Annotated in this window: 20 protein-coding genes; 7 read left to right on the forward strand and 13 right to left on the reverse strand. The window is 49.7% G+C overall.

Going from position 1 to position 22,233, the window contains the following annotated elements; all coding sequences use genetic code 11:
• Positions 1-711 precede the first annotated feature (711 nt).
• From murA to Q1A54_RS04775, 3 genes are all read right to left on the reverse strand, one after another.
• Positions 712-2,016, reverse strand: a complete 1,305-nt coding sequence (gene murA, locus Q1A54_RS04765) for a UDP-N-acetylglucosamine 1-carboxyvinyltransferase (RefSeq protein WP_299985469.1) — start codon at positions 2,014-2,016, stop codon at positions 712-714.
• A gap of 6 nt (positions 2,017-2,022) precedes the next feature.
• Positions 2,023-2,691, reverse strand: a complete 669-nt coding sequence (locus Q1A54_RS04770; RefSeq protein WP_196120602.1) for a DUF4290 domain-containing protein — start codon at positions 2,689-2,691, stop codon at positions 2,023-2,025.
• Between the two features lie 192 nt (positions 2,692-2,883).
• Positions 2,884-5,142, reverse strand: coding sequence for an ATP-dependent helicase (locus tag Q1A54_RS04775; RefSeq protein ID WP_299985473.1), 2,259 nt, complete (start codon positions 5,140-5,142; stop codon positions 2,884-2,886).
• 251 nt (positions 5,143-5,393) lie between these two features.
• Between Q1A54_RS04775 and Q1A54_RS04780 the strand changes: the two genes are divergently transcribed.
• Together Q1A54_RS04780 and Q1A54_RS04785 are read left to right on the forward strand one after the other, a co-directional pair.
• A complete protein-coding gene (locus tag Q1A54_RS04780; protein ID WP_299985475.1) occupies positions 5,394-7,004 on the forward strand; it encodes an ankyrin repeat domain-containing protein in 1,611 nt (536 codons plus the stop codon).
• Between the two features lie 81 nt (positions 7,005-7,085).
• Entirely contained in the window at positions 7,086-7,667 is a 582-nt protein-coding gene (locus Q1A54_RS04785) for a DUF3109 family protein (protein ID WP_299985477.1), read from the forward strand.
• Between the two features lie 66 nt (positions 7,668-7,733).
• Here the strand turns inward: Q1A54_RS04785 and Q1A54_RS04790 are convergent, their stop codons facing one another.
• The 4 genes from Q1A54_RS04790 to efp all read right to left on the reverse strand — a co-directional run bounded on the left by Q1A54_RS04790 (position 7,734) and on the right by efp (position 11,333).
• On the reverse strand, positions 7,734-8,690 hold the full coding sequence (locus Q1A54_RS04790) for a DUF6340 family protein (RefSeq protein WP_299985479.1): 957 nt from the start codon (positions 8,688-8,690) through the stop codon (positions 7,734-7,736).
• A gap of 137 nt (positions 8,691-8,827) precedes the next feature.
• Positions 8,828-10,171 carry an acetyl-CoA carboxylase biotin carboxylase subunit gene (accC, locus tag Q1A54_RS04795; RefSeq protein ID WP_196120598.1) on the reverse strand — a complete coding sequence of 448 codons (1,344 nt, stop codon included), beginning with the start codon at positions 10,169-10,171 and terminating at the stop codon, positions 8,828-8,830.
• Positions 10,172-10,281: 110 nt separating this feature from the next.
• Positions 10,282-10,764, reverse strand: coding sequence for an acetyl-CoA carboxylase biotin carboxyl carrier protein (gene accB, locus Q1A54_RS04800; protein WP_299985482.1), 483 nt, complete (start codon positions 10,762-10,764; stop codon positions 10,282-10,284).
• 5 nt (positions 10,765-10,769) lie between these two features.
• A complete protein-coding gene (efp, locus tag Q1A54_RS04805) occupies positions 10,770-11,333 on the reverse strand; it encodes an elongation factor P (RefSeq protein ID WP_007660147.1) in 564 nt (187 codons plus the stop codon).
• A gap of 313 nt (positions 11,334-11,646) precedes the next feature.
• Here efp and Q1A54_RS04810 point away from each other — a divergent pair, with 313 nt between their 5' ends.
• Positions 11,647-12,909 (forward strand): PAS domain-containing protein, encoded by a 1,263-nt coding sequence (locus tag Q1A54_RS04810; protein ID WP_299985484.1) that lies wholly within the window; start codon positions 11,647-11,649, stop codon positions 12,907-12,909.
• A gap of 213 nt (positions 12,910-13,122) precedes the next feature.
• Positions 13,123-13,302: a hypothetical protein gene (locus Q1A54_RS04815; RefSeq protein WP_299985486.1), complete on the forward strand. Its 180-nt coding sequence runs from the start codon at positions 13,123-13,125 to the stop codon at positions 13,300-13,302.
• Positions 13,303-13,370: 68 nt separating this feature from the next.
• Here Q1A54_RS04815 and Q1A54_RS04820 read toward each other — a convergent pair whose 3' ends face one another.
• The 6 genes from Q1A54_RS04820 to Q1A54_RS04845 all read right to left on the reverse strand — a co-directional run bounded on the left by Q1A54_RS04820 (position 13,371) and on the right by Q1A54_RS04845 (position 18,828).
• Positions 13,371-14,369, reverse strand: a complete 999-nt coding sequence (locus Q1A54_RS04820) for a beta-ketoacyl-ACP synthase III (protein WP_076421630.1) — start codon at positions 14,367-14,369, stop codon at positions 13,371-13,373.
• Between the two features lie 133 nt (positions 14,370-14,502).
• A complete protein-coding gene (plsX, locus tag Q1A54_RS04825; RefSeq protein ID WP_299985491.1) occupies positions 14,503-15,447 on the reverse strand; it encodes a phosphate acyltransferase PlsX in 945 nt (314 codons plus the stop codon).
• A 50-nt stretch (positions 15,448-15,497) separates the two neighbouring features.
• Entirely contained in the window at positions 15,498-15,695 is a 198-nt protein-coding gene (rpmF, locus tag Q1A54_RS04830) for a 50S ribosomal protein L32 (protein ID WP_007658910.1), read from the reverse strand.
• A 54-nt stretch (positions 15,696-15,749) separates the two neighbouring features.
• Complete coding sequence (locus Q1A54_RS04835; protein WP_196120594.1) at positions 15,750-16,298, reverse strand: DUF177 domain-containing protein; 549 nt, start codon at positions 16,296-16,298, stop codon at positions 15,750-15,752.
• 66 nt (positions 16,299-16,364) lie between these two features.
• Positions 16,365-17,387 carry a 4-hydroxythreonine-4-phosphate dehydrogenase PdxA gene (gene pdxA, locus Q1A54_RS04840; protein ID WP_299985495.1) on the reverse strand — a complete coding sequence of 341 codons (1,023 nt, stop codon included), beginning with the start codon at positions 17,385-17,387 and terminating at the stop codon, positions 16,365-16,367.
• A 7-nt stretch (positions 17,388-17,394) separates the two neighbouring features.
• Positions 17,395-18,828 (reverse strand): leucyl aminopeptidase, encoded by a 1,434-nt coding sequence (locus tag Q1A54_RS04845; protein WP_299985497.1) that lies wholly within the window; start codon positions 18,826-18,828, stop codon positions 17,395-17,397.
• Between the two features lie 157 nt (positions 18,829-18,985).
• On the opposite strand from Q1A54_RS04845, the gene rsmA reads away from it, so the two are divergent.
• The 3 genes from rsmA to Q1A54_RS04860 are packed head-to-tail and all read left to right on the forward strand — an operon-like array spanning position 18,986 to position 22,080.
• Complete coding sequence (gene rsmA, locus Q1A54_RS04850; RefSeq protein WP_299985499.1) at positions 18,986-19,765, forward strand: 16S rRNA (adenine(1518)-N(6)/adenine(1519)-N(6))-dimethyltransferase RsmA; 780 nt, start codon at positions 18,986-18,988, stop codon at positions 19,763-19,765.
• 4 nt (positions 19,766-19,769) lie between these two features.
• Positions 19,770-21,122 (forward strand): magnesium transporter, encoded by a 1,353-nt coding sequence (mgtE, locus tag Q1A54_RS04855; protein ID WP_299985501.1) that lies wholly within the window; start codon positions 19,770-19,772, stop codon positions 21,120-21,122.
• A 4-nt stretch (positions 21,123-21,126) separates the two neighbouring features.
• A complete protein-coding gene (locus Q1A54_RS04860) occupies positions 21,127-22,080 on the forward strand; it encodes an NAD(P)-dependent oxidoreductase (RefSeq protein ID WP_299985503.1) in 954 nt (317 codons plus the stop codon).
• The last annotated feature ends 153 nt before the right edge of the window (positions 22,081-22,233 follow it).

Below are 22,233 nucleotides of genomic sequence, written 5' to 3' on the forward strand. Positions count from 1 at the left end.
GTATGCGAGACCCGCTTGTACAGTGGTGTGAGAGGCGCACCCCGTCAGCTAACGCTGACGGGGCCGTCTACTCGATTATACTTTGTAATTCTATTTTCTTTCAAGATAATTGATTTGACCTTTTTGCTTCTTAAAAACTGAGTAATTAAAAAGGAAAGTGCCAAGTATATCCAAAGCCAATATTCGGACTCAAATGCCCACATTATAAATCGCGGTACGATAAGCACCCATTGCACAAGTAATATAGGGAGCACATACTTGCTATTTTTGAAAAAGAAAGCTGTGTCCAGCACTAGCATAACTAGCAGAAAACCAAGTATAGGCAGAAGTCCATATGTGAGCAGAAATATCGGAACCATAATTAGTGCGATGTAAAATTCATCGAAGCTATTCAGGTTGTTGTTATCCCTCCCAAGAATTATGTCGATTAGTCCAATTGCGTAAGTTGCAATTAAAAATCCAACTAGGTTCACCTAGTTGGATTGAGCTATTTAACTAATCCTTTGAAGGTCAATTTTCAATTAATATAAAGTATAACTAGTATATAATAGGAGTACCTACTCCTACTATCTGCACTACAGGTATAGTCCCCTCTATACCTACTAAATACATATACAATATACCTAATATATTCTTCCATACCCTACCTCGACAAAATAAAAAGAGCGCCCATTTCGGAGCGCTCTTTCACTTTAATTTTCAATCGAGATGCTACATTCTTCTGATCTGTGCACCCAGCGCATTCAGTCGGCCGTCGATGTTCTGGTAGCCGCGGTCGATCTGCTCTACGTTGTCGATGATGCTGGTGCCTTCAGCAGAAAGAGCAGCAATGAGCAGGGCTACACCAGCACGAATGTCAGGCGAGGTCATGCGGATGCCACGAAGCGGAATCTGCTTGTTCTGACCGATCACAGTAGCACGGTGCGGGTCACAGAGAATAATCTGAGCACCCATGTCGATGAGCTTGTCCACGAAGAACAGGCGGCTCTCGAACATTTTCTGGTGTACCAGTACCGTACCCTTTGCCTGTGTAGCCACTACAAGAGCAACGCTCAGCAGGTCAGGCGTCAGGCCTGGCCAGGTATGGTCAGCAATGTTCAGGATGCTGCCGTCGATGTAGGTGTCTACTTCGTAGCGGTCCTGCTCAGGTATAAAGATGTCGTCGCCACGGAATTCCATTTTGATGCCCAGTCGCTGGAAAGTGTCCGGTATAAGGCCCAACTCCGGAATCTGGCAGTCTTTGATGGTGATCTCTGAACCCGTCATGGCAGCAAGACCAATGAAAGAACCGATCTCGATCATGTCGGGCAGCATGCGGTGATCAGTGCCGCCCAGTTTCTCAACACCCTCTATCACGAGCAGGTTAGAACCAATGCCGCTGATCTTGGCACCCATGCGGTTGAGCATGCGGCACAGCTGCTGCACGTAAGGTTCGCAGGCTGCATTATAGATCGTGGTGGTACCTTCTGCTAGTACTGCAGCCATCAGGATGTTGGCTGTACCTGTTACGGAAGCTTCGTCAAGCAACATATACGCACCTTTCAGGCCTGGTGACGTAACTGTAAAGAAGTCGTCTTCAGCGCTGTACTCGAAAGAAGCGCCCAGTTTCTCGAAGCCTGTAAAGTGCGTGTCCAGCCTGCGGCGACCGATCTTGTCACCACCTGGCTTCGGCATCTTCGCTTTGCCAAACCGGGCCAGCATCGGACCCACGATCATCACAGAACCTCTGATAGCACGACCCAACTCCACAAATCGTTCGGAGTCCAGGAAGTTGATATCGATATCATCTGCCTGAAAGGTATAGGTATCCGGCGCCAGGCGCTCAGTTTTTACACCCAGCGAACGCAGCAGGTCAATCAGTTTATTGACGTCGCGAATATCGGGGATATTAGAGATCGTTACTTTCTCGGGGGTAAGGAGTACGGCGCACAAGATTTGCAGTGCCTCGTTTTTGGCACCCTGCGGAATAATCTCTCCGCGCAGTTTTGCACCGCCTTTTACTTCAAATGAAGCCATTTAATACTATTTGTTTCGTTGATTGGAAGTTGTTCTGGTGTTTTTGCGGCCACGGTTATCGCCACCGCGGTTTTGCTGCTGCTGCGAGCGGTTGCTGCCACTGTCCTGCGACTTGCTGCTCACGGATTCGAACAGGTTATTGCTCTCGATCATAGCCAGGTCCAGGTTCAGTTTTCCTTTGGAGATCTGCTGTATATCGTTCAGAATCACATCGTCTGTGATGCTGTCTTTGTTATAAGAGCGGTACAGCGTCTTCATCAGTTTACCGATCGAGATTGTCGCGGCTTCACGCTCCTGATCATCCTCGATCTCTGTGGCGCGCTGAATCAGTAGCTCCACGTTCTGGCCATAGTGCTTATACCTTGGCGTGCTCAGTGGGTACTCCATTGGCTGCGGCTTGTCGTTGAGGTACTCCATCGCACTGAGTGGGTATGGAGCATCCACGTCGAGTTTGGAGCCGGACATCACATAGAGGTGGTTCCATAGTTTTTGCTGAAAGTCCTGTGTGTCGCGCAACTGCGGATTCAGTTTGGCCATCAGGTTGACGAGCAGGTGCGACAGACGGGTGCGCTCTGAGCGGTCTTCTACCGACAGGATGTGGTTGACCAGGTCCTGAACGTTTCTGCCGTACTCGCGCAGCAACAGGTCTTGCTTAAAGGTGGTACTTGCTTCCATTATCTCAATTTATGAATCTCAAATGTAGGGATATATTTTTATTGAGTGAATGAGTGATTTAGTGGTTGAGTGAGTTTTAATTTTATTGAATTTAGAAATTTTGAGGATCGAAATAAATCAACAAAAACAAAACTCACTCAACCATTAAATCAAAAATAGAATAATCACTCATTCACTAAATCACTCATTCACTCAATTATGAATTCTCAGCTTGGCAAAGCTCAGCAGCAGGGTTTTTTCGCCTACTTCGTCGAAGTTGATGATAGCCTTGGTGCTGTTGCCTTGTGTGTCTATTTTGGATACTACGCCAAAGCCGAATTTAGGGTGCTCTACTTTCATGCCAGCTGCCAGATTTGAGGTATCGCTCGGTTTAAAATCGGCAGGGGCGGTATAGGCCGTGGCCGCCTGTTTGCGGGCCGGTGGCTGTACCAGACTGCTGATGCTGCTCTTACGCTGCAGCACGCGGTCAAACACGTTTCCTCCACCGCCGCTGGCCGTATTCTGCTCGCCATACTTGAAGTTAAGGTACTTCGGATCGATCTCGTCGAGGAAGCGGCTCTTCTCGCAGGCCCGCAGGTTACCCCACTGGTAACGGCTTGTGGCGTACGTCAGGTATAGCTTTTTTTCGGCACGGGTGATGGCTACGTAGAAAAGGCGTCTTTCTTCTTCCAGGTCAGCACGTGAGTTCAGCATCATCTGGCTCGGGAAGAGGTTCTCTTCCATACCTACGATGAACACGTTCTTAAACTCCAGACCTTTGGCTGAGTGAATGGTCATCAGGGTAACAAACTCCCCATCCATATCGGCCTTGGTATCGGCATCGGTGATCAGGGCGATATCCTGCAGGAAAGCCGACAGACTCTTGTCCTCTTTCTCAGGATCGTCTACATACTCTTTTATACCGTTAAGGAGCTCCTGTATGTTTTCGTAGCGGGCGAGGCCCTCCACGGTTTTGTCCTGGTAGAGGTCGTCGACTATACCGGAGTGCTTGGCAACATGCTTGGCTACCTCAAAGGCATCTTGGTTATCGGCAATGCGGGCAAAGTCTTTGATCATAATCGAGAAGTTCTCGATGGCAGTGCCCACCCGGTTGCCCAGGAACTGCCCGGCGTTCTGAATCACTTCCCATACGCTGTGGTTCGTCTCATCAGCCGTCACAAACAGTTTCTGCTCGGTGGTTTCACCTATACCTCGCTTTGGGTAGTTGATTACGCGACGCAGCGCCTGCTCGTCGTTCGGATTCACGACAAGGCGCAGGTAAGCAATCAAATCCTTGATCTCCTTGCGCTGATAGAACGACAGGCCGCCCACAATCTTATACCGGATGTTCATGCGGCGCAGGGCCTCTTCCATGGCTCTGGACTGCGCATTGGTCCGGTAAAGGATAGCAAAGTCGTCGTAGGAGAGGTGGTTGCTCATCTTGTCTTCGAAGATCGTCGTGGCCACCAGTTTGCCTTCCTCGTTGTCGGAGTTGGCCTTGATCACCTCGATCAACGGTCCCTGCTCGTTGTCCGTGTACACGTCCTTCTTGAGCTGGGCAGAGTTATTCTTGATTACCGAGTTAGCGGCGTTCACGATGTTCTTGGTAGAACGGTAGTTTTGCTCCAGCTTAAACACCTCCAGCTCCGGGTAGTCACGCTCAAAATTGAGGATGTTCTGGATGTCAGCACCTCGGAAGGCGTAGATAGACTGCGCATCGTCACCCACCACCACAATATTGCGGTTCTGGGCGGCCAGCTTGCGCGTGATCAGGTACTGCGAGTAGTTCGTATCCTGATACTCGTCCACCATCACAAACTTAAAGATGTTCTGGTACTTGTTGAGCGCATCCGGGTGGTCGCGGAACAGCACGTTGGTCTGGAACAGTAAGTCATCGAAGTCCATGGCGCCGGCCTTGAAGCAGCGGTTCGCATACTGCTCATAGATCTTACCGATCTTTGGGCGCATAGCCGCTTCGTCGTCGGCCTGAATCACGGCATCGTTCAGGTACTGCTTCACCGAAATCAGCTTGTTTTTGGCTGAAGAAATACGGCCCAGCACGATGTTCGGCTTGTAAAGCTTGTCGTCCAGGTTCATCTCCTTCACAATGTTGCGAATGAGTGTCTTGGAGTCGTCGGTATCGTAAATGGTGAAGCTTTTTGGGTAGCCAATTTTATCGGCCTCCGCTCTTAGTATGCGGGAGAACACCGAGTGAAAAGTACCCATCCAAATGTTCTTGGCCTCGTTGCCGATCACTTTTTCGATACGGTGGCGCATCTCCTTGGCCGCCTTGTTGGTAAAGGTCAGGGCCAGTATGTTAAACGGATCCACCCCCTGGCTGATCAGGTAGGCGATCCGGTAAGTTAGTACTCTTGTTTTGCCTGAGCCGGCACCCGCAATGATCATGGCAGGCCCCTCGGTGTGGAGCACGGCCTTGCGCTGCGACTCGTTCAGTAAACTAATATAATCCATTTGCTTTCTTCCGCGTGCTACTTTGATAATCCATGCAATTTACACATTCCTATCCGTTTTAGGAACGGTGATTGCACATTTAGAGAACCAGACAGCCCCTCCTTTTGGTTTCTTATAAAGTAATGCGTTTTTGGCCTCTCATTTGCGTGTCTTCAGGCAGGGCTTTTTAGAGAAACGCCGCATTATCTGTATCTTTGTAAAATTGAGAAGGTTGGGGCGGGTTTTATACCTGTGCTATACCTGAAAAATATATGATCCCAATACCACGCATGAAAAAGCTTCTGTTGCTACTTGCACTGCTCCCGGCCGGCCATCTGGCTGTGGCGCAATCCGATACTACTCAGGTTGTCAAGGTGATCCCAGACTCCCTGAGACAGGCAAAGGTGCCGCGTTCCGCCAAACAGGTATGGCGCACACCGGAAATGCAGGAGGCTATGGACCTTTACATCGGCCTGCAATTCAACGAAGCCTATGCCAAGTTCCGGCAGGCTGCTGCTCGTGATGAGGCAGCTGCTTATTACTTTATGGGCCGCATGCACCAGTACGGCGAGCTTCGGGAAGATGGAGCGCCGATCGATTCGATCATTTCATCTGACTCGGTTGCCTATGTGCGCAACCCGGAGAAGTTTTATAAAGCTGACCCTGACACGGCCCGTATCCTGTTCGAAAAGGCACTGGAGGGCAGTAGCCTCTATGGCAACCTGGGTTTGGCTGAGCTGATGACCCTGCGCAACGACGAGGACAAGCAGCGCTTTACCCGACTCATGCGCAGTGCCGCCCTCGACATCCGGGACATGGCCATTGCGGGCGATGCCTTCAGTAACCGCATCCTGGGCAGTATGTACTATACCGGCTACGGCGAAATGGAGGACAAGGAGTATGCCTTTACCTATATCAAACGAGCCGCTGAGTTAAACGATGTGGCAGCCTATACCTCGTTGGCTAACCTATACCTGAGAGGGGAGGGCGTGAAAGAGGACGTAGCACAGGCAAAGTACTGGCTCGAGAAAGGCGCCGCTGTCGGAGAAAAAGAAGCCCTCTATACCTTGGGCTTGCTTTACGAAGAAGGTAACCTGGGCAAAGTGGAGCCAGAAAAAGCACGCAAACTTTACCACGAGGCCATCTCACAGGGTAGCTCCAATGCGTTTGAGCAGCTCAAGTATCTTAACCAGTCTTCTGATCAGAAATTGGTGCTGGCATCCATTGAACGTAACCCGGACATCGTGAAACGTTCACTGGAAAATGGTGCCTACGTCAACACGGTGTCTGTGCCGAATGGCTATGATTTTGATTTCAGGCTGCGCACACCGCTTATGCATGGCATTTTCATTCCGCTGCTACTCGAAGACTATGGCGTGATCTACCAGCCCGATGTACGACTGCAGGTGGCTAGCCAGTTGCTGCAGGCAGGGGCTGACGTAAATGCAACCGACCAGGATGGCAAAACAGCCCTGCACTATGCTATGTCAGGAGCCCGCATCAATACAGAAGGCTTCGAGATTGAGCAGGCGCAGTTGCTGGATACACTGTTCAAGTACAAAGCTGATCCGAATATAGTGGACAACAAAGGCAATACAGCCCTGTATTATGCGGTGCGCTTTGCCAACGGCACACATATGATGGAAATGAGCCGCTTGCTGCAGGGTGGTGCCAATCCGAACATCCAAAACCTGGACGGCCTGACGCCACTTATGCTGGCTTGTCAGCTGGATGGTGGCAACGAGGTGATTGTGATGCTGATCAACGCTGGCGCTGACCCGAGCCTGCGCGACTACAATGGTAAAACAGCCATGGACTATGCAAAACGCGAGAGCGTTCAGAATATTCTGGTGGCGGCAGGAGCGAGCGCACCTAAGCGTTAGTCTAAACTTATTTAACTTTAATTTTGTCTCATCTTTGCTGGTGACACCAGTATAAGAAGCTTATTTTACTGCCTACAACACATGATCGTTCTCCAGAATACCGTCATCAGTGACGACATCCGCGATAATTTCTTTGTCTGCAATCTAGAAAAGTGCAAAGGGGCCTGCTGCATAGAAGGCGACTTGGGCGCTCCGCTCGATGCAGAAGAACTGACTATACTGGAAGAGAACTACGAGCACATTAAGCCTTACATGACCGGAGCCGGTAAACTGGCTGTGGAGGAGCAGGGGCTTTACATTGAGGATTTTGAAGGAGACTTTTCTACCCCAACCATCGAAAACAGAGAGTGTGCTTATGCGCTCTACGATAACGAGGGTATACTCAAGTGCGCGATTGAACAGGCCTATTACGATGGAAAGATCAGTTGGAAGAAACCGATCTCCTGCCACCTATACCCGATCCGCATCACCAAGTACGATGACTTTGAGGCACTGAATTACGACCGCTGGAGCATCTGTGCCGCTGCCTGCAATTTTGGAGCAGACCTGGGTGTGAAGGTATACCAGTTCCTAAAAGAGCCACTCATCCGCAAATACGGGGAGGCCTGGTACGGTGAACTGACAGAAATGATAGAAAAAGAACAGCAAACAGCTACTACCTAAGGTATAACTGATAAAACAGCAAAGCCCGGCCTCAATGGCCGGGCTTTGCTGTTTTATTTGAAGTTACTATTTGATCAGACCAGCAGTGGCCCAAAGTTGAATCAGGTTATTTGACAGCTTATCGCCTTTGCCTTGTGCCTGGCGAGCCCAGTGCGTTGCTTGTTCGTAATCACCCGCAGCTTCGTAAGCGACAGCCAGGTTATGGGCTGCTCTTATACCTGTTTTGGTGGACAGGTCTTGTGCCAAAGGCTGCAATTTGGTAATGGCCTGCTGAAACTGCCCTGTCAGCAGCATCAGGTTGAGATCCTGGAAGGGGCTGCCGGTGTAAATCTGTCTTGCCAGCAGCATCGGCTGCGGGTAGAAACGGTCCCAGTAGCTATAGCCCGTTTCCACAGCCAATTGGTTTACGACCGGACCAGCTTTGCCCATAGCCGGGCCTATAGCGAGCAGACCACTTACTACTGTCCTGGAATCGTAAAAATCGGATTGCTCTATAGTTGCCTGATCCAGAACTGTACCTGTGCTGTCATACAACGACCAGGTGCTGGCTACCACCAGGTCAAAGTTGGCTGTCTTGGTCTTGTAGCCGTCTTCATCTTCATAGGAATCTATTTGCTTCCCGAACCGCGTGTCAAACTTATCAAGTGTCAGGATCAGGTGAGGGCGGTGCTTGCTATACAATTCCTGCACTTCGGCTTCGCTCAACCTGGGTGAGGAGGAGGAAAGGGCAACAGCCTGATCTGGGTTGACCAGCACAAAGGTGGAGTCACTGTAAACGGCACCCATCACACCACCAGCTGCTTGGTATGCTCCTTCACGCAGCACTTCCATCACATTGCCATTTTTATTCGATGCCTGCACAGCAGGATCGTATCGATTAACGACCAGTACCTTCCATTGGTCAGGACTCACCCGCACCACGGGAGGGCGTACTGTTTCCATCATCACAACAGACACGCAGCTGCTTAGCTGCAGGGTCAGTACACTCCATAACAGGATGGCAAATAGCTTGCTTGATTTCATTGCGGTTTCTTTTCAGATACGTGGCTAATTTAACGCAAATATGGTAATCGGTCTATATTTTAAAACCACATATATCGGGCCAAACAAAAAAACCGGCCCATTGCTGAACCGGTTTTCTTGTAAATAATTTAATACGCTTATATCGCGCTGAAATCGAAATTATCCAGGTATGCCGTCGTGAAGTTTCCTTCTTTAAAGCCCGGATCATCCATCAGTTTCAGGTGGAACGGTACCGTTGTCTTGATTCCTTCAATCACGAACTCGCTCAGGGCACGCTTCATCTTCACAAGCGCCTCCTCACGTGTCTGCGCACTCACGATCAGCTTTGCGATCATAGAGTCGTAGTTCGACGGGATGGTATAACCGGAGTAAACGTGGGAGTCTACGCGAACACCATGGCCGCCAGGAACGTGAAGATTAGTAATCCTACCTGGAGAAGGACGGAAGTTGTTCTTCGGATCCTCGGCGTTGATACGGCACTCAATGGCGTGCATCTTCGGATAGTAGTTTTTGCCCGTGATCTTCTCACCGGCAGCCACTTTGATCTGCTCTTTGATCAGGTCATAGTCGATTACCTCTTCTGTGATCGGGTGCTCTACCTGGATACGGGTGTTCATCTCCATGAAGTAGAACTCGCGGTGCTTGTCTACCAGGAACTCGATCGTACCTACACCTTCGTAGTTGATGGCCTTGGCACCTTTGATGGCAGCCTTGCCCATGCGGTCACGCAGGTCGTCGGTGATGAAAGGAGAAGGTGTCTCTTCCACCAGTTTCTGGTGACGGCGCTGGATAGAGCAGTCACGCTCTGACAAGTGCGCTACCTGTCCGTGCTGGTCACCGATCAGCTGAATCTCGATGTGACGCGGCTCTTCTATGAATTTCTCCAGGTAGATGCCATCGTTACCGAAAGCAGCCTTTGACTCGGTACGGGCATCGTTCCAGGCCTTGTCGAACTCTTCTTCGCTCTTGATGATACGCATACCACGACCACCACCACCGGCAGTTGCCTTGATGATAACTGGGTACTTGATCTTCTTGGCCAGTTTCTTGCCTTCCTCTGCAGACTTAAGCAAGCCGTCAGAGCCAGGTATAGTTGGTACGCCGGCCTTCTTCATGGTGTCCTTGGCAGAAGCCTTGTCACCCATGGCGTTGATCATTTCGGGCGATGCACCGATGAACTTGATGTTGTGCTCAGCGCAAATACGCGAGAACTCTGCGTTCTCAGACAGGAAGCCATAACCCGGGTGAATCGCGTCTGCATTGGTGATCTCGGCAGCCGAGATCAGGTTTGGCATGTTCAGGTAGGACTGGGCACTAGGAGGCGGTCCGATGCACACAGCCTCGTCGGCAAAGCGCACGTGCAGACTTTCCTTATCAGCAGTGGAATACACAGCTACCGTTTTAATGCCCATCTCCTTACAGGTACGGATGATGCGCAGGGCAATCTCGCCCCTGTTAGCGATTAGTATCTTTTTAAACATATTGTCGGATTTGAAGATTTGGAAACGTGAGACTGTCGTGAAAATGATATAAAAATGGAGAGGGACATGCCTTCTCCATTTTCAAATCTTCACATTTTCAAATCAATGAATTAGCTAGGATCTACCAGGAACAGAGGCTGATCATACTCTACTGGGTTGGCATTGTCTACCAACACTTTCACGATCTTGCCTGATACTTCTGACTCGATTTCGTTGAAGAGCTTCATCGCTTCGATGATACAGATCACCTGGCCCTTTTTCACCTCGTCACCTACGTTGACAAATGATGGCTTGTCTGGACTTGAAGAGCGGTAGAAGGTACCAATCATAGGTGCTTTGATGGCAATGTACTTGCTGTCGTCGCTTGCCGGAGCGGCCGGAGCGGCTGGTGCCTGTGGTGCTGCGGGAGCAGGGGCAGCGGCTGGAGCAGGAGCGTGCTGTACCGGAGCAGAGGCAGCTTCCTTTACATACGTTACCTGCTGATCTGGATCGCGCTTCACCGAGATCTTAAATTCTTCTGTCTCAATGTTTACTTTATTCAAGCCAGATTTGGCGATAAAGTCAATAAGGTCCTGGATTTCTTTAGCTTTCATGTTTTCTATTTTACTCTTTCTGCGTAAGAATAAGTTCGTGTGTCTACTTTGATTTTTTCGTCCTGGCCAATGAACAACGGTACCTGGATGGTGGCACCTGTTTCAACGATAGCTGGTTTTGATGCGTTTGTAGCGGTATCACCTTTGAGGCCTGGCTCTGTGTACGTAATCGTCAGCTCTACAAAAGGAGGGATCTCACAGGTAAGCGGCGTTTCCGTCTCGGCATGGAACAGGATCGTTACTTCCTGACCTTCTTTCATCAAATCAGCAAAGGGAACCATCTTTTCGTCAAGTGCTACCTGCTCAAAGGTATTCATGTCCATGAAGTTATACCCCAGGTCATCCTTGAAGATAAATTGGTGAGGGCGCTGCTCCACACGGGCAGTTGTGATCTTGTGGCCGGCAGAGAAAGTATTGTCGACTACTTTGCCGGTTTTGATATTGCGAAGCTTTGTTCTAACGAAAGCCGGGCCTTTGCCTGGTTTAACGTGCTGAAATTCAATAACCACATAGAGGTCGTTATTGTATTCCATGCACAGACCATTTCTGATGTCAGCTGTGGTTGCCATAGTATGCTGTTGTTACGCTTGATATTGAATGAAACGATAAAAGTATAGCGCAAATCGCTGTCTTGCAAACAAAGTTAGCTATTATACTCAAATATTGATTAAAAAGCTTAGGGCAAGTTGTTTGTCAGGCAGGATGTGAACATCAGTACAACAAAGCCTGTCTTATAGGGAGGTAAGTCATTTTTTTTTCTATAATTTAGGCTTTATTTTAAAGAAATAAGCTGTGCCAGCATATGCGCTTTTCGCATTTCTGCGTATGGTTGTATGCCCACAGCACCTGCTTGGTGCTTTTTTTAATGTAAATCTTTTTTGCATGGATTATAAGCTCATCTTTGAACATAGCCCTGAAGCCATGGTACTGCTTGACCCCGATCTTAAAATTGTGGGGGCCAACAAGCGTTATCTGGAAGTGACGATGCGCCAATTGGATGATATTGTAGGCAAACATTTTCTTCTGGAAGCTTTTCCGGAGCCCAATGTGCCTTATGAACAGAATCCGGTATTGCACTCGATACAGGAAGCGGTAGCGAAAGGCCAGCGGGTATACCTGGATGTGATACGCTATGCGATCTCCCGCCCTGACGGCAGCGGTTATGATGAACGCTATTGGGAGGCATCACATACGCCAATCCTGAATGAAAAAGGGGAGGTGGTGTATATATTACAGGAAACAAAAGATGTAACCGAAAGGGAGGAGACTAAATACGCGCTTCGTGATATTGAGCAAAAGTTCAGCTTTATGGCTGATGCAATGCCTCACCTGGTTGACGCCGATGATGCCAGTGGACGTTCTACCTATTTCAACAAGCAATGGGAAAACTATACTGGTATACCTGTTGAGCGGCTTTTAGCTGGTGATTGGAAGCAGGCGATACATCCGGATGATCTGGTGGCAGCGAACAAAGCATGGGAAAAATCACTTGAGACAGGGGAGCCATCACAGTTAGAGATTCGCATTCGGGACAAAGACGGTGATTACCGCTGGCACCTCAACCGTTACCTGCCCATGCGCAACGAGGATGGCAGTATCAAAATGTGGCTGGGCAGCTGCAGCGACATCCATGATGTGAAAAACATGGTGCAGGAACTCCTGTCTAGCAACGAGCAGATGTCGGAACTGGCCGACCAGGTGCAACTGGCATACCGCAAAGCCGAGAACGAGCGGGAGACCCTGGAGCGATTGATTATGCAGGCGCCGACTTTCTTTGGTATCCTGAAAGGTCCTGAGAATCGTTATGAGCTGGTTAACCCCAAGTACCAGGACCTGTTCCCACATGTTGAGCTCATCGGAAAGACGGTGGCAGAAGCATTGCCTGAAATTGCTGACCAGGGCTATATCGACATTCTGGATAATGTCTACAAGACAGGGGAGACGTTCGAAGCCAGGGAGATTATTGTAAAGCTTGCCAATGCAGAGGGGAAACTGGAGGACAATTACCTGACCTTTATTTTCCAGCCGCTCTATGACGAACATAACCAGATTACAGGTATACTGATCGCCGGTTTTAATGTGACTGACAAATATCAGTTAAAAAAGAAACTGCAGGAATTAGGTGTTGCAGTAGATGATGAATAGCAGCAGAAAAATTTAGGGGAGAGGCACGTGAATTCAGCACAGATAGATTTTCAGCAAATTCGGATTAAACATATTCTGTTTAAGTCCAAGGTGCGTTCTGTGCTATATGGTGGGGCACTAGATAGTGTGTTCTTTTCTGATGCTGGCCCAATTAGCAACTGGTTTGTGCAGGTCGGGAAAGTAAAGTATGGCAATGAGCCGGAGCTTTACAGTATGCAAAAAACGCATAATGATTTGCTGTCCAGCGCAAACCAGTTGTTCGGCTTGTACCGCAATGGTAGCATAGACCAGGCACACGCTGGCATGAAAGACATTGAAAAGCTATCTGACCGTTTTCAGGAGCTTTTGACCCAGGTAGAAAAACGCTTAGCACTTCGCGCCGATATCGTGTAAGTGCTACGATTACTATAAACAGAAAAAGCGGCTAAGTGTGCCGCTTTTTCTGTTTACAGAGGGATAAATTATTTCGGATCATAAGCCCACTTTACATAAATCGCGCCCCAGGTGAATCCACCACCGAAAGCCGCCAGAATCAGGTTATCCCCTTTTTTAAGTTGCTTCTCGTACTCCCACAGGCAAAGTGGAATAGTGCCACTTGTCGTGTTGCCATAGCGCTCAATGTTGAGCATTACTTTGTTGCTTCCAACGCCCATACGATTCGCGGTGGCGTCAATAATGCGCTTGTTCGCCTGGTGCGGTACTAGCCAGGCAACATCCTCTGCTGTGAGGTTATTGCGCTCCATCACTTCTGCTGAAACATCTGCCATACCTTTCACGGCAAACTTAAATACCTGTTGACCTTCCTGGTACGCATAGTGCTCACGCGCCAGTATGGTGTCCATTGTGGCCGGTTTGCGACTGCCACCTGCTTTCATGTGCAGGTATTGTGCGCCTGTTCCGTCTGACTTCAACACCGAGTCGATGATGCCATAGCCTTCCGTGTTTGGCTCTAGCATCACGGCTCCGCCGCCATCACCGAAAATAATGCAGGTCGTACGATCGGTATAGTCAATAATAGAGGACATCTTGTCAGCACCTACTACGATCACTTTTTTGTACTGACCCGATTCGATAAACTTCGAAGCAGTTGCCAATGCGTAAAGGAAGCCCGAGCAGGCTGCCTGCAGATCGTAACCGAATGCATTCACAGCGCCCACCTCTGCCGTGATCAGGTTGGCCGTAGCCGGGAATACCATGTCAGGAGTTGTAGTAGCGCAGATGAGGAGGTCTACTTCTTCTGCTTTTGTATTGGTTTTCTTGAGTAAGTCCAGTACTGCCGGTACTGCAATATGGGAAGTGCCTTTGCCTTCACCCTTGAGAATGCGCCTTTCCTTTATACCGGTGCGTGAAAGAATCCATTCATCATTTGTGTCCACCATTGTCTCCAGTTCCTTGTTCGTCAGCACGTAATCGGGAACATAGCCAGCCACACCTGTAATCGCGGCAGTAATTTTACTCATGTTGTGAAAGGTATAAGTGTTGGAAGTTTAAGACGGCAATATAATAAAAAAAACTTGGCACAAACCGTCGTTACCGCAAAAAGAGTAGGGAGACAGTTTGTGCCAAGAAATATGTTTGGCCGAAGCCAGCGCCTTATTGGGCGCCTGTATGCTTTTTAAATCGCTCTGACAGGTTGGAAGCTACCATCTTCTGGGCCTGCAGCACCATGCTGCAAATAGCCTTCGGGCTGGATACTCCGTGACCGATCACGGCATTGCCATTGATACCCAGGATCGGGCTGCCACCTACGGCCTCGTAATTAAACTTGTCGAAGAACGGATCATGCATGTTCTTCTCGTTTAGGATGTCGTAGATGGATTCCGCCATCTTGAGGATGATGTTGCCTGTATACCCATCGCACACAATTACATCGGCTTTGTCGTTGAACATATCGCGTCCTTCGATGTTGCCAATAAAGTTGATGTTTGGGTTGGCTTTGAGGCGCTGGTGGGCTGCTTGTGTATTTACAGTTCCCTTTCCTTCCTCTTCGCCAAGGTTCATCAGGCCAACCTTAGGCTTTTCGATGTCCAGTACATACTTGGCATAAATAGAGCCAATTTCACCAAACTGTTCCAAAACCTCTGGCTTGCAGTCAGCATTGGCGCCTACGTCGAGCATGATGCCAAAGCCCCCGCTTAGTTTCGGTACCAGGCCACCGATAGCGGGGCGCAGAATACCTTCAGTGGCTTTTACGCTGAACATGGCTCCAACCAGCATGGCGCCGGTATTGCCGGCGCTGCAGAAAGCATGTGCTTTCCCGGCCTTCAGCAATCCATAACCAACAGCAATGCTGGAGTCAGGCTTTTGGGTCAGGGCTTTCGTGGGATGTTCTCCCATTTCAATGACCTGTGTGGCATTCATTACTTTGATGCCAGTGCCTGTGTATCCATATTCTTTCAGCAGCGGATTGATTTCTTCTTCCTTGCCGATCAGCAGGATTTCATAATCAGTGTCAAGCTGCTCTGCGGCTAACAAAGCACCCTTTACAGTTGCTTCGGGTGCAAAGTCGCCGCCCATAGCGTCCAGGGCGATCCTCATGTACTGGATGGGGTTAAATTATACAGAACTAAACAGAGTACAGTCTAAGCTTACTGAGCGTTAGTTGTATAATTTTTGATCGCCAATTTGCCTTTGTGGTACAGATCACCTTCTACCACATAAGCATGGTGGAACAGGTGAGGAGTATCTGTAGTAGGGCAGATAGCAATCGCTTTCTCAGAGAGCTTCTGATGAGTTCTTCTCTTATCTCTTCTGGTCTTCGAAATCTTGCGTTTAGGATGTGCCATTTTTAGTTAAAAATTTACTTGCTGTTATTTAATACTTTATTATTCTACTGCTTGTTAGTTCAGGTTTTTCAAAGCGTCCCAACGCGGATCAATGTCGTCATCGTCATCACCGTCGTTGTCCTCACTTTCACTATCGCCTCCCTTGCGTGAAGAGTAGATCAGGATATCCCTTTCATCTTCTTCATCAAGCTCTTCCACAAAACGTGGGTGAAGCTTTTTCATGGGCAGCGACAGTCCTATGTAATCATACAGGTGCTGTGCTACATTGAGTGTCTGTGTCTCGGGCGTAATCTGCCACAAGTCCTCGTCCAGCTCGGCGTTCTCAGGACCAAACTTGATCAGCAGTGTCTCTTCTATGTCCACTGGCTGGTCAAATTCCTCTAAACTGCGGTCGCAGGTGAGGCGTACATGTCCTTTGATGTCAAAATGCAGTGTCAGCAGCGACTCGGTCTTATCGAGCTCTACCTTTGCCAGTAGCTTTCCCCCCAGTATGATCTCCTGCTCAAACAAAGAGAAGAATGAATCGTCCATCTCAAACTCATAAGAGTGCTTCTTATTCGCGAGTTTGGCAATGCCGATTTCGTAGTCTCTAAGCTTTTTCACTACCGTGTTTTTATTGCAAGACGCAAAATTAGAACATTATTTTGACAAATAAAATAGCAGCCCTATTTATAAAACAGGCTTTTGCTCTGTCTGGCGCTTTTTTATGATGTCGCAGGCAAGGAACAACGCTTCTCTGAAAGAGGTTTCATCGGCTGTGTGTTTGCCGGCTATGTCGTAAGCCGTGCCGTGGTCCGGTGAGGTGCGCACGATCGGCAGTCCGGCCGTGTAGTTTACCCCTGTTTCCATGGCCAGTGTCTTGAAAGGGATAAGTCCCTGGTCGTGGTACATGCTCAGCACTGCATCGAATTGCTTGTACATGCGCATGCCGAAGAATCCATCAGCGGGATAGGGGCCGAATACCAGGTGTCCTTTGTCTTTCAGCTGCATCACAGCCGGACGGATGATCTCTGTTTCCTCTGTACCCAGCAGTCCTTTCTCACCGGCGTGCGGATTAAGACCCAATACCGCGATGCGCGGTTTCAGGATGCCGAAATCACGGCGCAGCGACTCCTGCAGGATCGTGATCTTGCGGATGATCAGGTCGAAGTTGAGCTTGGTCGCTACCTCCTTTACAGGTATATGACCCGTTACCGTGGCAACACGCAAGTCGTCGGCTACGAGCAGCATCAGGCTGTCAGCAGCATCGAAGTAGGAGGTCAGGAACTCGGTATGGCCCGGAAATTTGAAATCCTCGGACTGAATGTTGTCTTTGTCGATCGGGGCAGTCACTAGTCCGTCCAGCAGGCCGGCTTTCAAATCCTGACAGGCGGTCATCAGCGAATCAAGCGATGCCTTGCCAGACTCTGGTTTCGGTGAGCCTGGCTCTACAGCGATGTCTTCTTCCCAGCAGTTGATCAGGTTGATTTTTTTGGCTACTAGCTCCTGTGCTGAGCCCACTTGCTGATAATGGAAATGATCGGCACTCAGGGCCTTACGCACCTTGTTGATCACACCGGCAGAACCGTAGATCACCGGGGTGCAGAAGTTGAGGATGCGCTGGTCTGAAAGGGTTTTGACGATGATCTCCGGGCCAATCCCGTTCGTGTCACCGATGCTGATACCTATTTTTGCTTTGTGTCTGTTGTCCATTTTTTGCTTAGTTAGCCTGCGAGCTAAGGTAGTTGTAAACGAGGCGCACGCCTGAGCCAGTTGCTAGTTTACCTCGGTAAGAGTCCTCACCTAATAGATAGGCCGTGCCGGCAATGTCGAAATGCACCCAAGGGTAATCCGTGAAATACTCCAGGAACACACCCGCTGAGATAGCGCCTGCCTCGGCACCGCCCAGGTTTTTGATGTCGGCAATGTCCGACTCGATGTGTTTCTTATACTCGTCCCACAGTGGAAACTCCACGATGCGCTCGTGCTCGGCTTCGCCTGCTTTTTTCAGGGCAGTCATCACCTCGTCGCCAGCATTGCTCATCGCCACCAGACCTTCTTTGCCGATGGCGCGGGCTGCGGCTCCTGTCAGAGTCGCCATATCGATCACCAGCTCCGGCTTATATTTCTGCGCAAAGCTCAGGGCGTCAGCCAAGATCAGGCGTCCTTCAGCGTCAGTGTTGAGCACCTCCACCGTCATGCCGTTGTGCATCGTGAGTACGTCGCCTGGCGCATAGGCCTTGCCGCCCGGACGGTTGTCGGTGGCAGGTATAAGCGCGATCACGTGCATCTGAATGTTGTTCTTGGCCAGTGCGTACATCACGCCCGCCACAGCAGCTGCGCCAGCCATGTCAGACTTCATGTAGTCCATGGATTGCGGCGTTGGCTTTAGGCTGAGTCCGCCGGTGTCGTATACCACACCTTTGCCTACCAGCACATAAGGCTTGCTGTTGGCAGCGCCTTCCGGTTTCCACTCCAGTATATTAAAGGTTGGCGGTTCCTCACTACCCTGGTTCACAGCCAACAGTCCGCCCATTTTGAGCGACTGTATCTGCAGCTCGTCGAACACCTGCGTCGTAAAACCGGCTTTTTCACCAAGCTCTACAAGCTGCTCGCTGAACTGCGAAGCGCTCTGGTGACTGTTCGGCTCGTTCACCAGATCGCGGGTAACGGTCACGGCGTCGAGCACATTTTGCAATTCCATCACATCAAACTCCGACAGGTTCTCGTCAGTCAGCGTAATGGTCTGCAGCGGGCTTGGCTTATTGTTTTTGGTCTTATACTTCTGAAACTGGTAGTTGCTCAGGTATAGACCCTCGGCCAGGTAGGGGCTGGCGTCCGATTTGGTGAGGTCCTGAATGGCGAGCTCCTCTACCTTATCTGCTTTGAGTTGCTTAAGCAGGGCATAGCCCGACTGGCGCAGGTTCTCTCTGGTAGCGTTCTCTGTTTTACCCTCGGCGTATACCACCACGTATATCCGTTGGGTATAGCGGTTCAGGGAAACGATCTTCGCTTCTGCTTCCAACTGACGTTTCAGGTAGGCGGTTTCGTCTGAGCTTAGCTCTGTGAGTGAATCCGTCTGATCAGCCCGCACAATCAGGGCTACGTCTGTATTTTTACCTACCGATGTATTGTATTTGAGTTGTGTTGGCATTTGTCATTCGTATCTTTGAGGACGCAATATAGTAAGTATATAGTGTAATGCGAAAAAGCCCGCGTACAGGTATAGCGATCGGGTGGCGCATATAAATAAGGTATAACGGGTTTCCGGTGAATTTGTCTCAACAAGCCGGTGCCATAACGCATAGCATGTGAGCAAAGTAAGTCCGAAGAAGCACTTAGGCCAGCACTTTTTGGTCGACCAGAACATCGCCCGCAAGATTGTGGAGCAACTGACTTTGCCCGGCGGAGTAGAGGATGTGTTGGAGATCGGCCCCGGTATGGGCGTGCTCACACAGTACATGCTCGAGCACAAGGAGTACCGCACCACTGTGCTGGACATCGACCGCGAGTCCATTGCCTACCTGCAGCAGCACTTTCCGGCTTTGGGCGACCGCATTATTTCGGCCGACTTTCTGAAGACGGACCTGAGCAAACTGTTCCCGGGTAAATTTGCCATCATCGGTAATTTTCCTTACAACATTTCCAGCCAGATTTTCTTCAAGGTACTCGAACACCGCGATGTGGTGCCAGAGGTCGTGTGCATGATCCAGAAGGAAGTGGCGGAACGATTGGCTTCACCTCCGGGTAATAAAGCCTACGGTATATTAAGTGTGCTCTTGCAAGCCTTCTATACCATTGATTATAAGTTCACCGTGCACGAAAACGTGTTTCACCCGCCACCCAAAGTAAAGTCAGGCGTGATCAGTGTGGTGCGCAATGACCGGAAGAGTTTGCCATGTGACGAAAAGCTTTTTTTCTCGGTGGTAAAAAACAGTTTTGGAACAAGGCGCAAAACGCTGCGTAACTGCCTCAAGACATTTAATCTCCCACCGGAGGTGACCACGCAGCCCGTTTTTGACAAGAGAGCGGAACAGCTGTCAGTAGAGGATTTTATAGCATTGACCCAGCTCATAGAGCAGAACATATAATACCATGCAGGTAGAGATCACACGTGAATACATAGAACAGGTTGAAGAGGCGATCACACGCGACGACAAGGGGTTCATACTCGAATCCATGTCCGACATGTATCCGGCTGACATCACCACGGTGCTATACGAGCTTGATACCAACGAGTCGAAGTACGTGCTTGACCTCCTGCCTCCCGATATCGGTTCACAGATTCTCAGTGACCTCGACTATGACATCCGCACAGATTTCCTTGCCTATTTCACAAGCCCGGAAATAGCCCGCTACGTCAATCTGATGGATTCGGATGACGCTGTGGACATTCTGAACGAGATGAATGTGCAGCGTCGCGAAGAGGTGATCGCTCTGCTTGAAAACGAAGAGAAAGCGGATGACATTCTAGACCTCTTGCACTACGAAGAAGACTGTGCCGGTGGTTTGATGGCGAAAGAGCTTATCAAAGTAAACATCAACTGGCGCGTACGGCAGTGTATTGAAGAGATTCGTCGGCAGGCGGAAGACGTGGAGCGCATCTATACAGTATACGTGGTGGATAACCGCGACATCCTGCTGGGTCGACTGAGTATTAAAGCGCTGCTGCTCTCCAAAGATGATAAGCTGGTAAAGGAAATTTATAATGAGGACGTGATTTCGATCGAGTCTTTCCGGGACGAAAACGAGGTAGTGGCCGTCATGCAGAAATATGACCTGGAGGCTATACCTGTCGTGAACATACAGGGTCGTTTACTGGGTCGCATCACTATCGACGACGTGATCGACGTAATGCAGGAACAGGCCGAACTCAGCCGCCAGCTCATGACGGGTATCTCGGAAAATGTAGAGGAAGATGACAGCGTGTTCCGCATCTCGCGCTCCCGTATACCCTGGCTCGTGATCGGCATGGTGGGCGGTTTGCTGGCGGCACATTTCATGGGTTTCTTTGAAGCCGACATTGCCATGCTACCAGCTTTAGCGCTGTTTGTGCCGCTTATTACTGCGACGGGTGGTAACGTAGGTATACAGTCCTCTTCCATCATCATTCAAACGCTCTCTTCCAATGCCGTGATCTTCGAGAACTTCGCCCAGCGTCTCCTGAAGCTCATTCTGGTTGCCCTGCTGAATGCCCTGATTATTTCAGCCCTTGTATTTGGCTTCTCCTACCTTTTCCGGCAGGACCTGAAACTGTCGATGGTTGTATCGGTTGCGCTTTTCTCAGTTGTGATGCTGGCCTCCCTGATGGGAACGCTGACCCCGATGCTGCTTGATAAGATGGGCGTGAACCCAGCTGTGGCCGCCGGACCTTTTATTACAACTGCAAATGACTTGTTGGGTCTGGCGATTTACTTTGGTGTAGCGCATATGCTATATGATTTATAACACCATGGCAAAACCTAGCATCCTGATCATCGACGAAGTGCATGACAGTCTGTTTCCTATGCTGGAAGGTATAGGTATAGCCTATGATTATCGACCGGACATCAAGCCGATTGAGGTATGTGAGGCCCTGGTATGTTTTGAGGGGCTGATCGTGCGGAGCAAAATGCGGATTACAGCGGAAACGATTAAGCTAGCTGACCAGCTCAGGTTTGTGGCCAGAGCTGGAGCGGGTCTGGATAACATCGATGCCGAAGCGCTGCATGAGCGAGGTATAGCGCTGATCGGGGCCAATGAAGGCAACCGGCAGGCGGTAGGGGAGCATGCTCTAGGTATGCTGCTCAGTCTGATGCGTAATATTACCCGCGGCGACCGGCAGGTGCGCAACAAGGTATGGCTGCGCGAGGAAAACAGGGGGGAGGAAATCAGCGGCAAAACGGTTGGCGTCATCGGCTACGGAAACATGGGCCAAAGCTTTGCCCGTGTGCTGAGTGGCTTTGGGTGCCGTATCCTGGCTTACGACCGCTTCGCCCCTGAAAAGATCTCTGCTCCGGCTGAGCCTGTGCCCCTCGAAGTTTTACAGGTAGAAGCTGATATCGTGAGTCTGCATATACCCTATATTCCCGAAAACCGGGCCTTTGCGGATGATGCTTTTTTCCAGGGCTTCAGCAAGCCAATCTGGTTCATGAACACCTCCCGCGGGGAGGTAGTAGAGCAGTCAGCGCTCGTCAGGCACCTGCAGACGGGTAAGCTGAAAGGAGCAGCACTGGACGTGCTTGAGAATGAAAAGCTTCAGAGTCTGACCGAGGAGCAAAGCCAAAACTTCGATTACCTGAGATCGGCTGATCATGTGGTGCTCACGCCCCATATCGCTGGCTGGACCCACGAGTCTTATGTGAAGATAAACGAGGTGCTGGTACAGAAAATACGGGCCTTGCAGGAGGCTGGAAAGCTTTATTGAGAATACCTGCCCCGGGGCTGTCCTATGCTGCCGGGTTTACGTATAGAATAGATATTGTTACTTAAAAGATTGCCTTCAGAGGCTTGCAAATAAGTATTGCAGAAAAATTTTGTATTAAAATAAATTTGTATATTTGCTCAACACAGTGCCACT

It is taken from the genome of uncultured Pontibacter sp., from assembly GCF_947502515.1.
Taxonomy (GTDB): domain Bacteria; phylum Bacteroidota; class Bacteroidia; order Cytophagales; family Hymenobacteraceae; genus Pontibacter.

Coding starts and splice junctions, on each gene's coding strand:
- murA (WP_299985469.1), bottom strand. CDS start 2,016: ATGGCTTCATTTGAAGTAAAAGGCGGTGCAAAACTGCGCGGAGAGATT.
- Q1A54_RS04770 (WP_196120602.1), bottom strand. CDS start 2,691: ATGGAAGCAAGTACCACCTTTAAGCAAGACCTGTTGCTGCGCGAGTAC.
- Q1A54_RS04775 (WP_299985473.1), bottom strand. CDS start 5,142: ATGGATTATATTAGTTTACTGAACGAGTCGCAGCGCAAGGCCGTGCTC.
- Q1A54_RS04780 (WP_299985475.1), top strand. CDS start 5,394: ATGATCCCAATACCACGCATGAAAAAGCTTCTGTTGCTACTTGCACTG.
- Q1A54_RS04785 (WP_299985477.1), top strand. CDS start 7,086: ATGATCGTTCTCCAGAATACCGTCATCAGTGACGACATCCGCGATAAT.
- Q1A54_RS04790 (WP_299985479.1), bottom strand. CDS start 8,690: ATGAAATCAAGCAAGCTATTTGCCATCCTGTTATGGAGTGTACTGACC.
- accC (WP_196120598.1), bottom strand. CDS start 10,171: ATGTTTAAAAAGATACTAATCGCTAACAGGGGCGAGATTGCCCTGCGC.
- accB (WP_299985482.1), bottom strand. CDS start 10,764: ATGAAAGCTAAAGAAATCCAGGACCTTATTGACTTTATCGCCAAATCT.
- efp (WP_007660147.1), bottom strand. CDS start 11,333: ATGGCAACCACAGCTGACATCAGAAATGGTCTGTGCATGGAATACAAT.
- Q1A54_RS04810 (WP_299985484.1), top strand. CDS start 11,647: ATGGATTATAAGCTCATCTTTGAACATAGCCCTGAAGCCATGGTACTG.
- Q1A54_RS04815 (WP_299985486.1), top strand. CDS start 13,123: ATGCAAAAAACGCATAATGATTTGCTGTCCAGCGCAAACCAGTTGTTC.
- Q1A54_RS04820 (WP_076421630.1), bottom strand. CDS start 14,369: ATGAGTAAAATTACTGCCGCGATTACAGGTGTGGCTGGCTATGTTCCC.
- plsX (WP_299985491.1), bottom strand. CDS start 15,447: ATGAGGATCGCCCTGGACGCTATGGGCGGCGACTTTGCACCCGAAGCA.
- rpmF (WP_007658910.1), bottom strand. CDS start 15,695: ATGGCACATCCTAAACGCAAGATTTCGAAGACCAGAAGAGATAAGAGA.
- pdxA (WP_299985495.1), bottom strand. CDS start 17,387: ATGGACAACAGACACAAAGCAAAAATAGGTATCAGCATCGGTGACACG.
- Q1A54_RS04845 (WP_299985497.1), bottom strand. CDS start 18,828: ATGCCAACACAACTCAAATACAATACATCGGTAGGTAAAAATACAGAC.
- mgtE (WP_299985501.1), top strand. CDS start 19,770: ATGCAGGTAGAGATCACACGTGAATACATAGAACAGGTTGAAGAGGCG.
- Q1A54_RS04860 (WP_299985503.1), top strand. CDS start 21,127: ATGGCAAAACCTAGCATCCTGATCATCGACGAAGTGCATGACAGTCTG.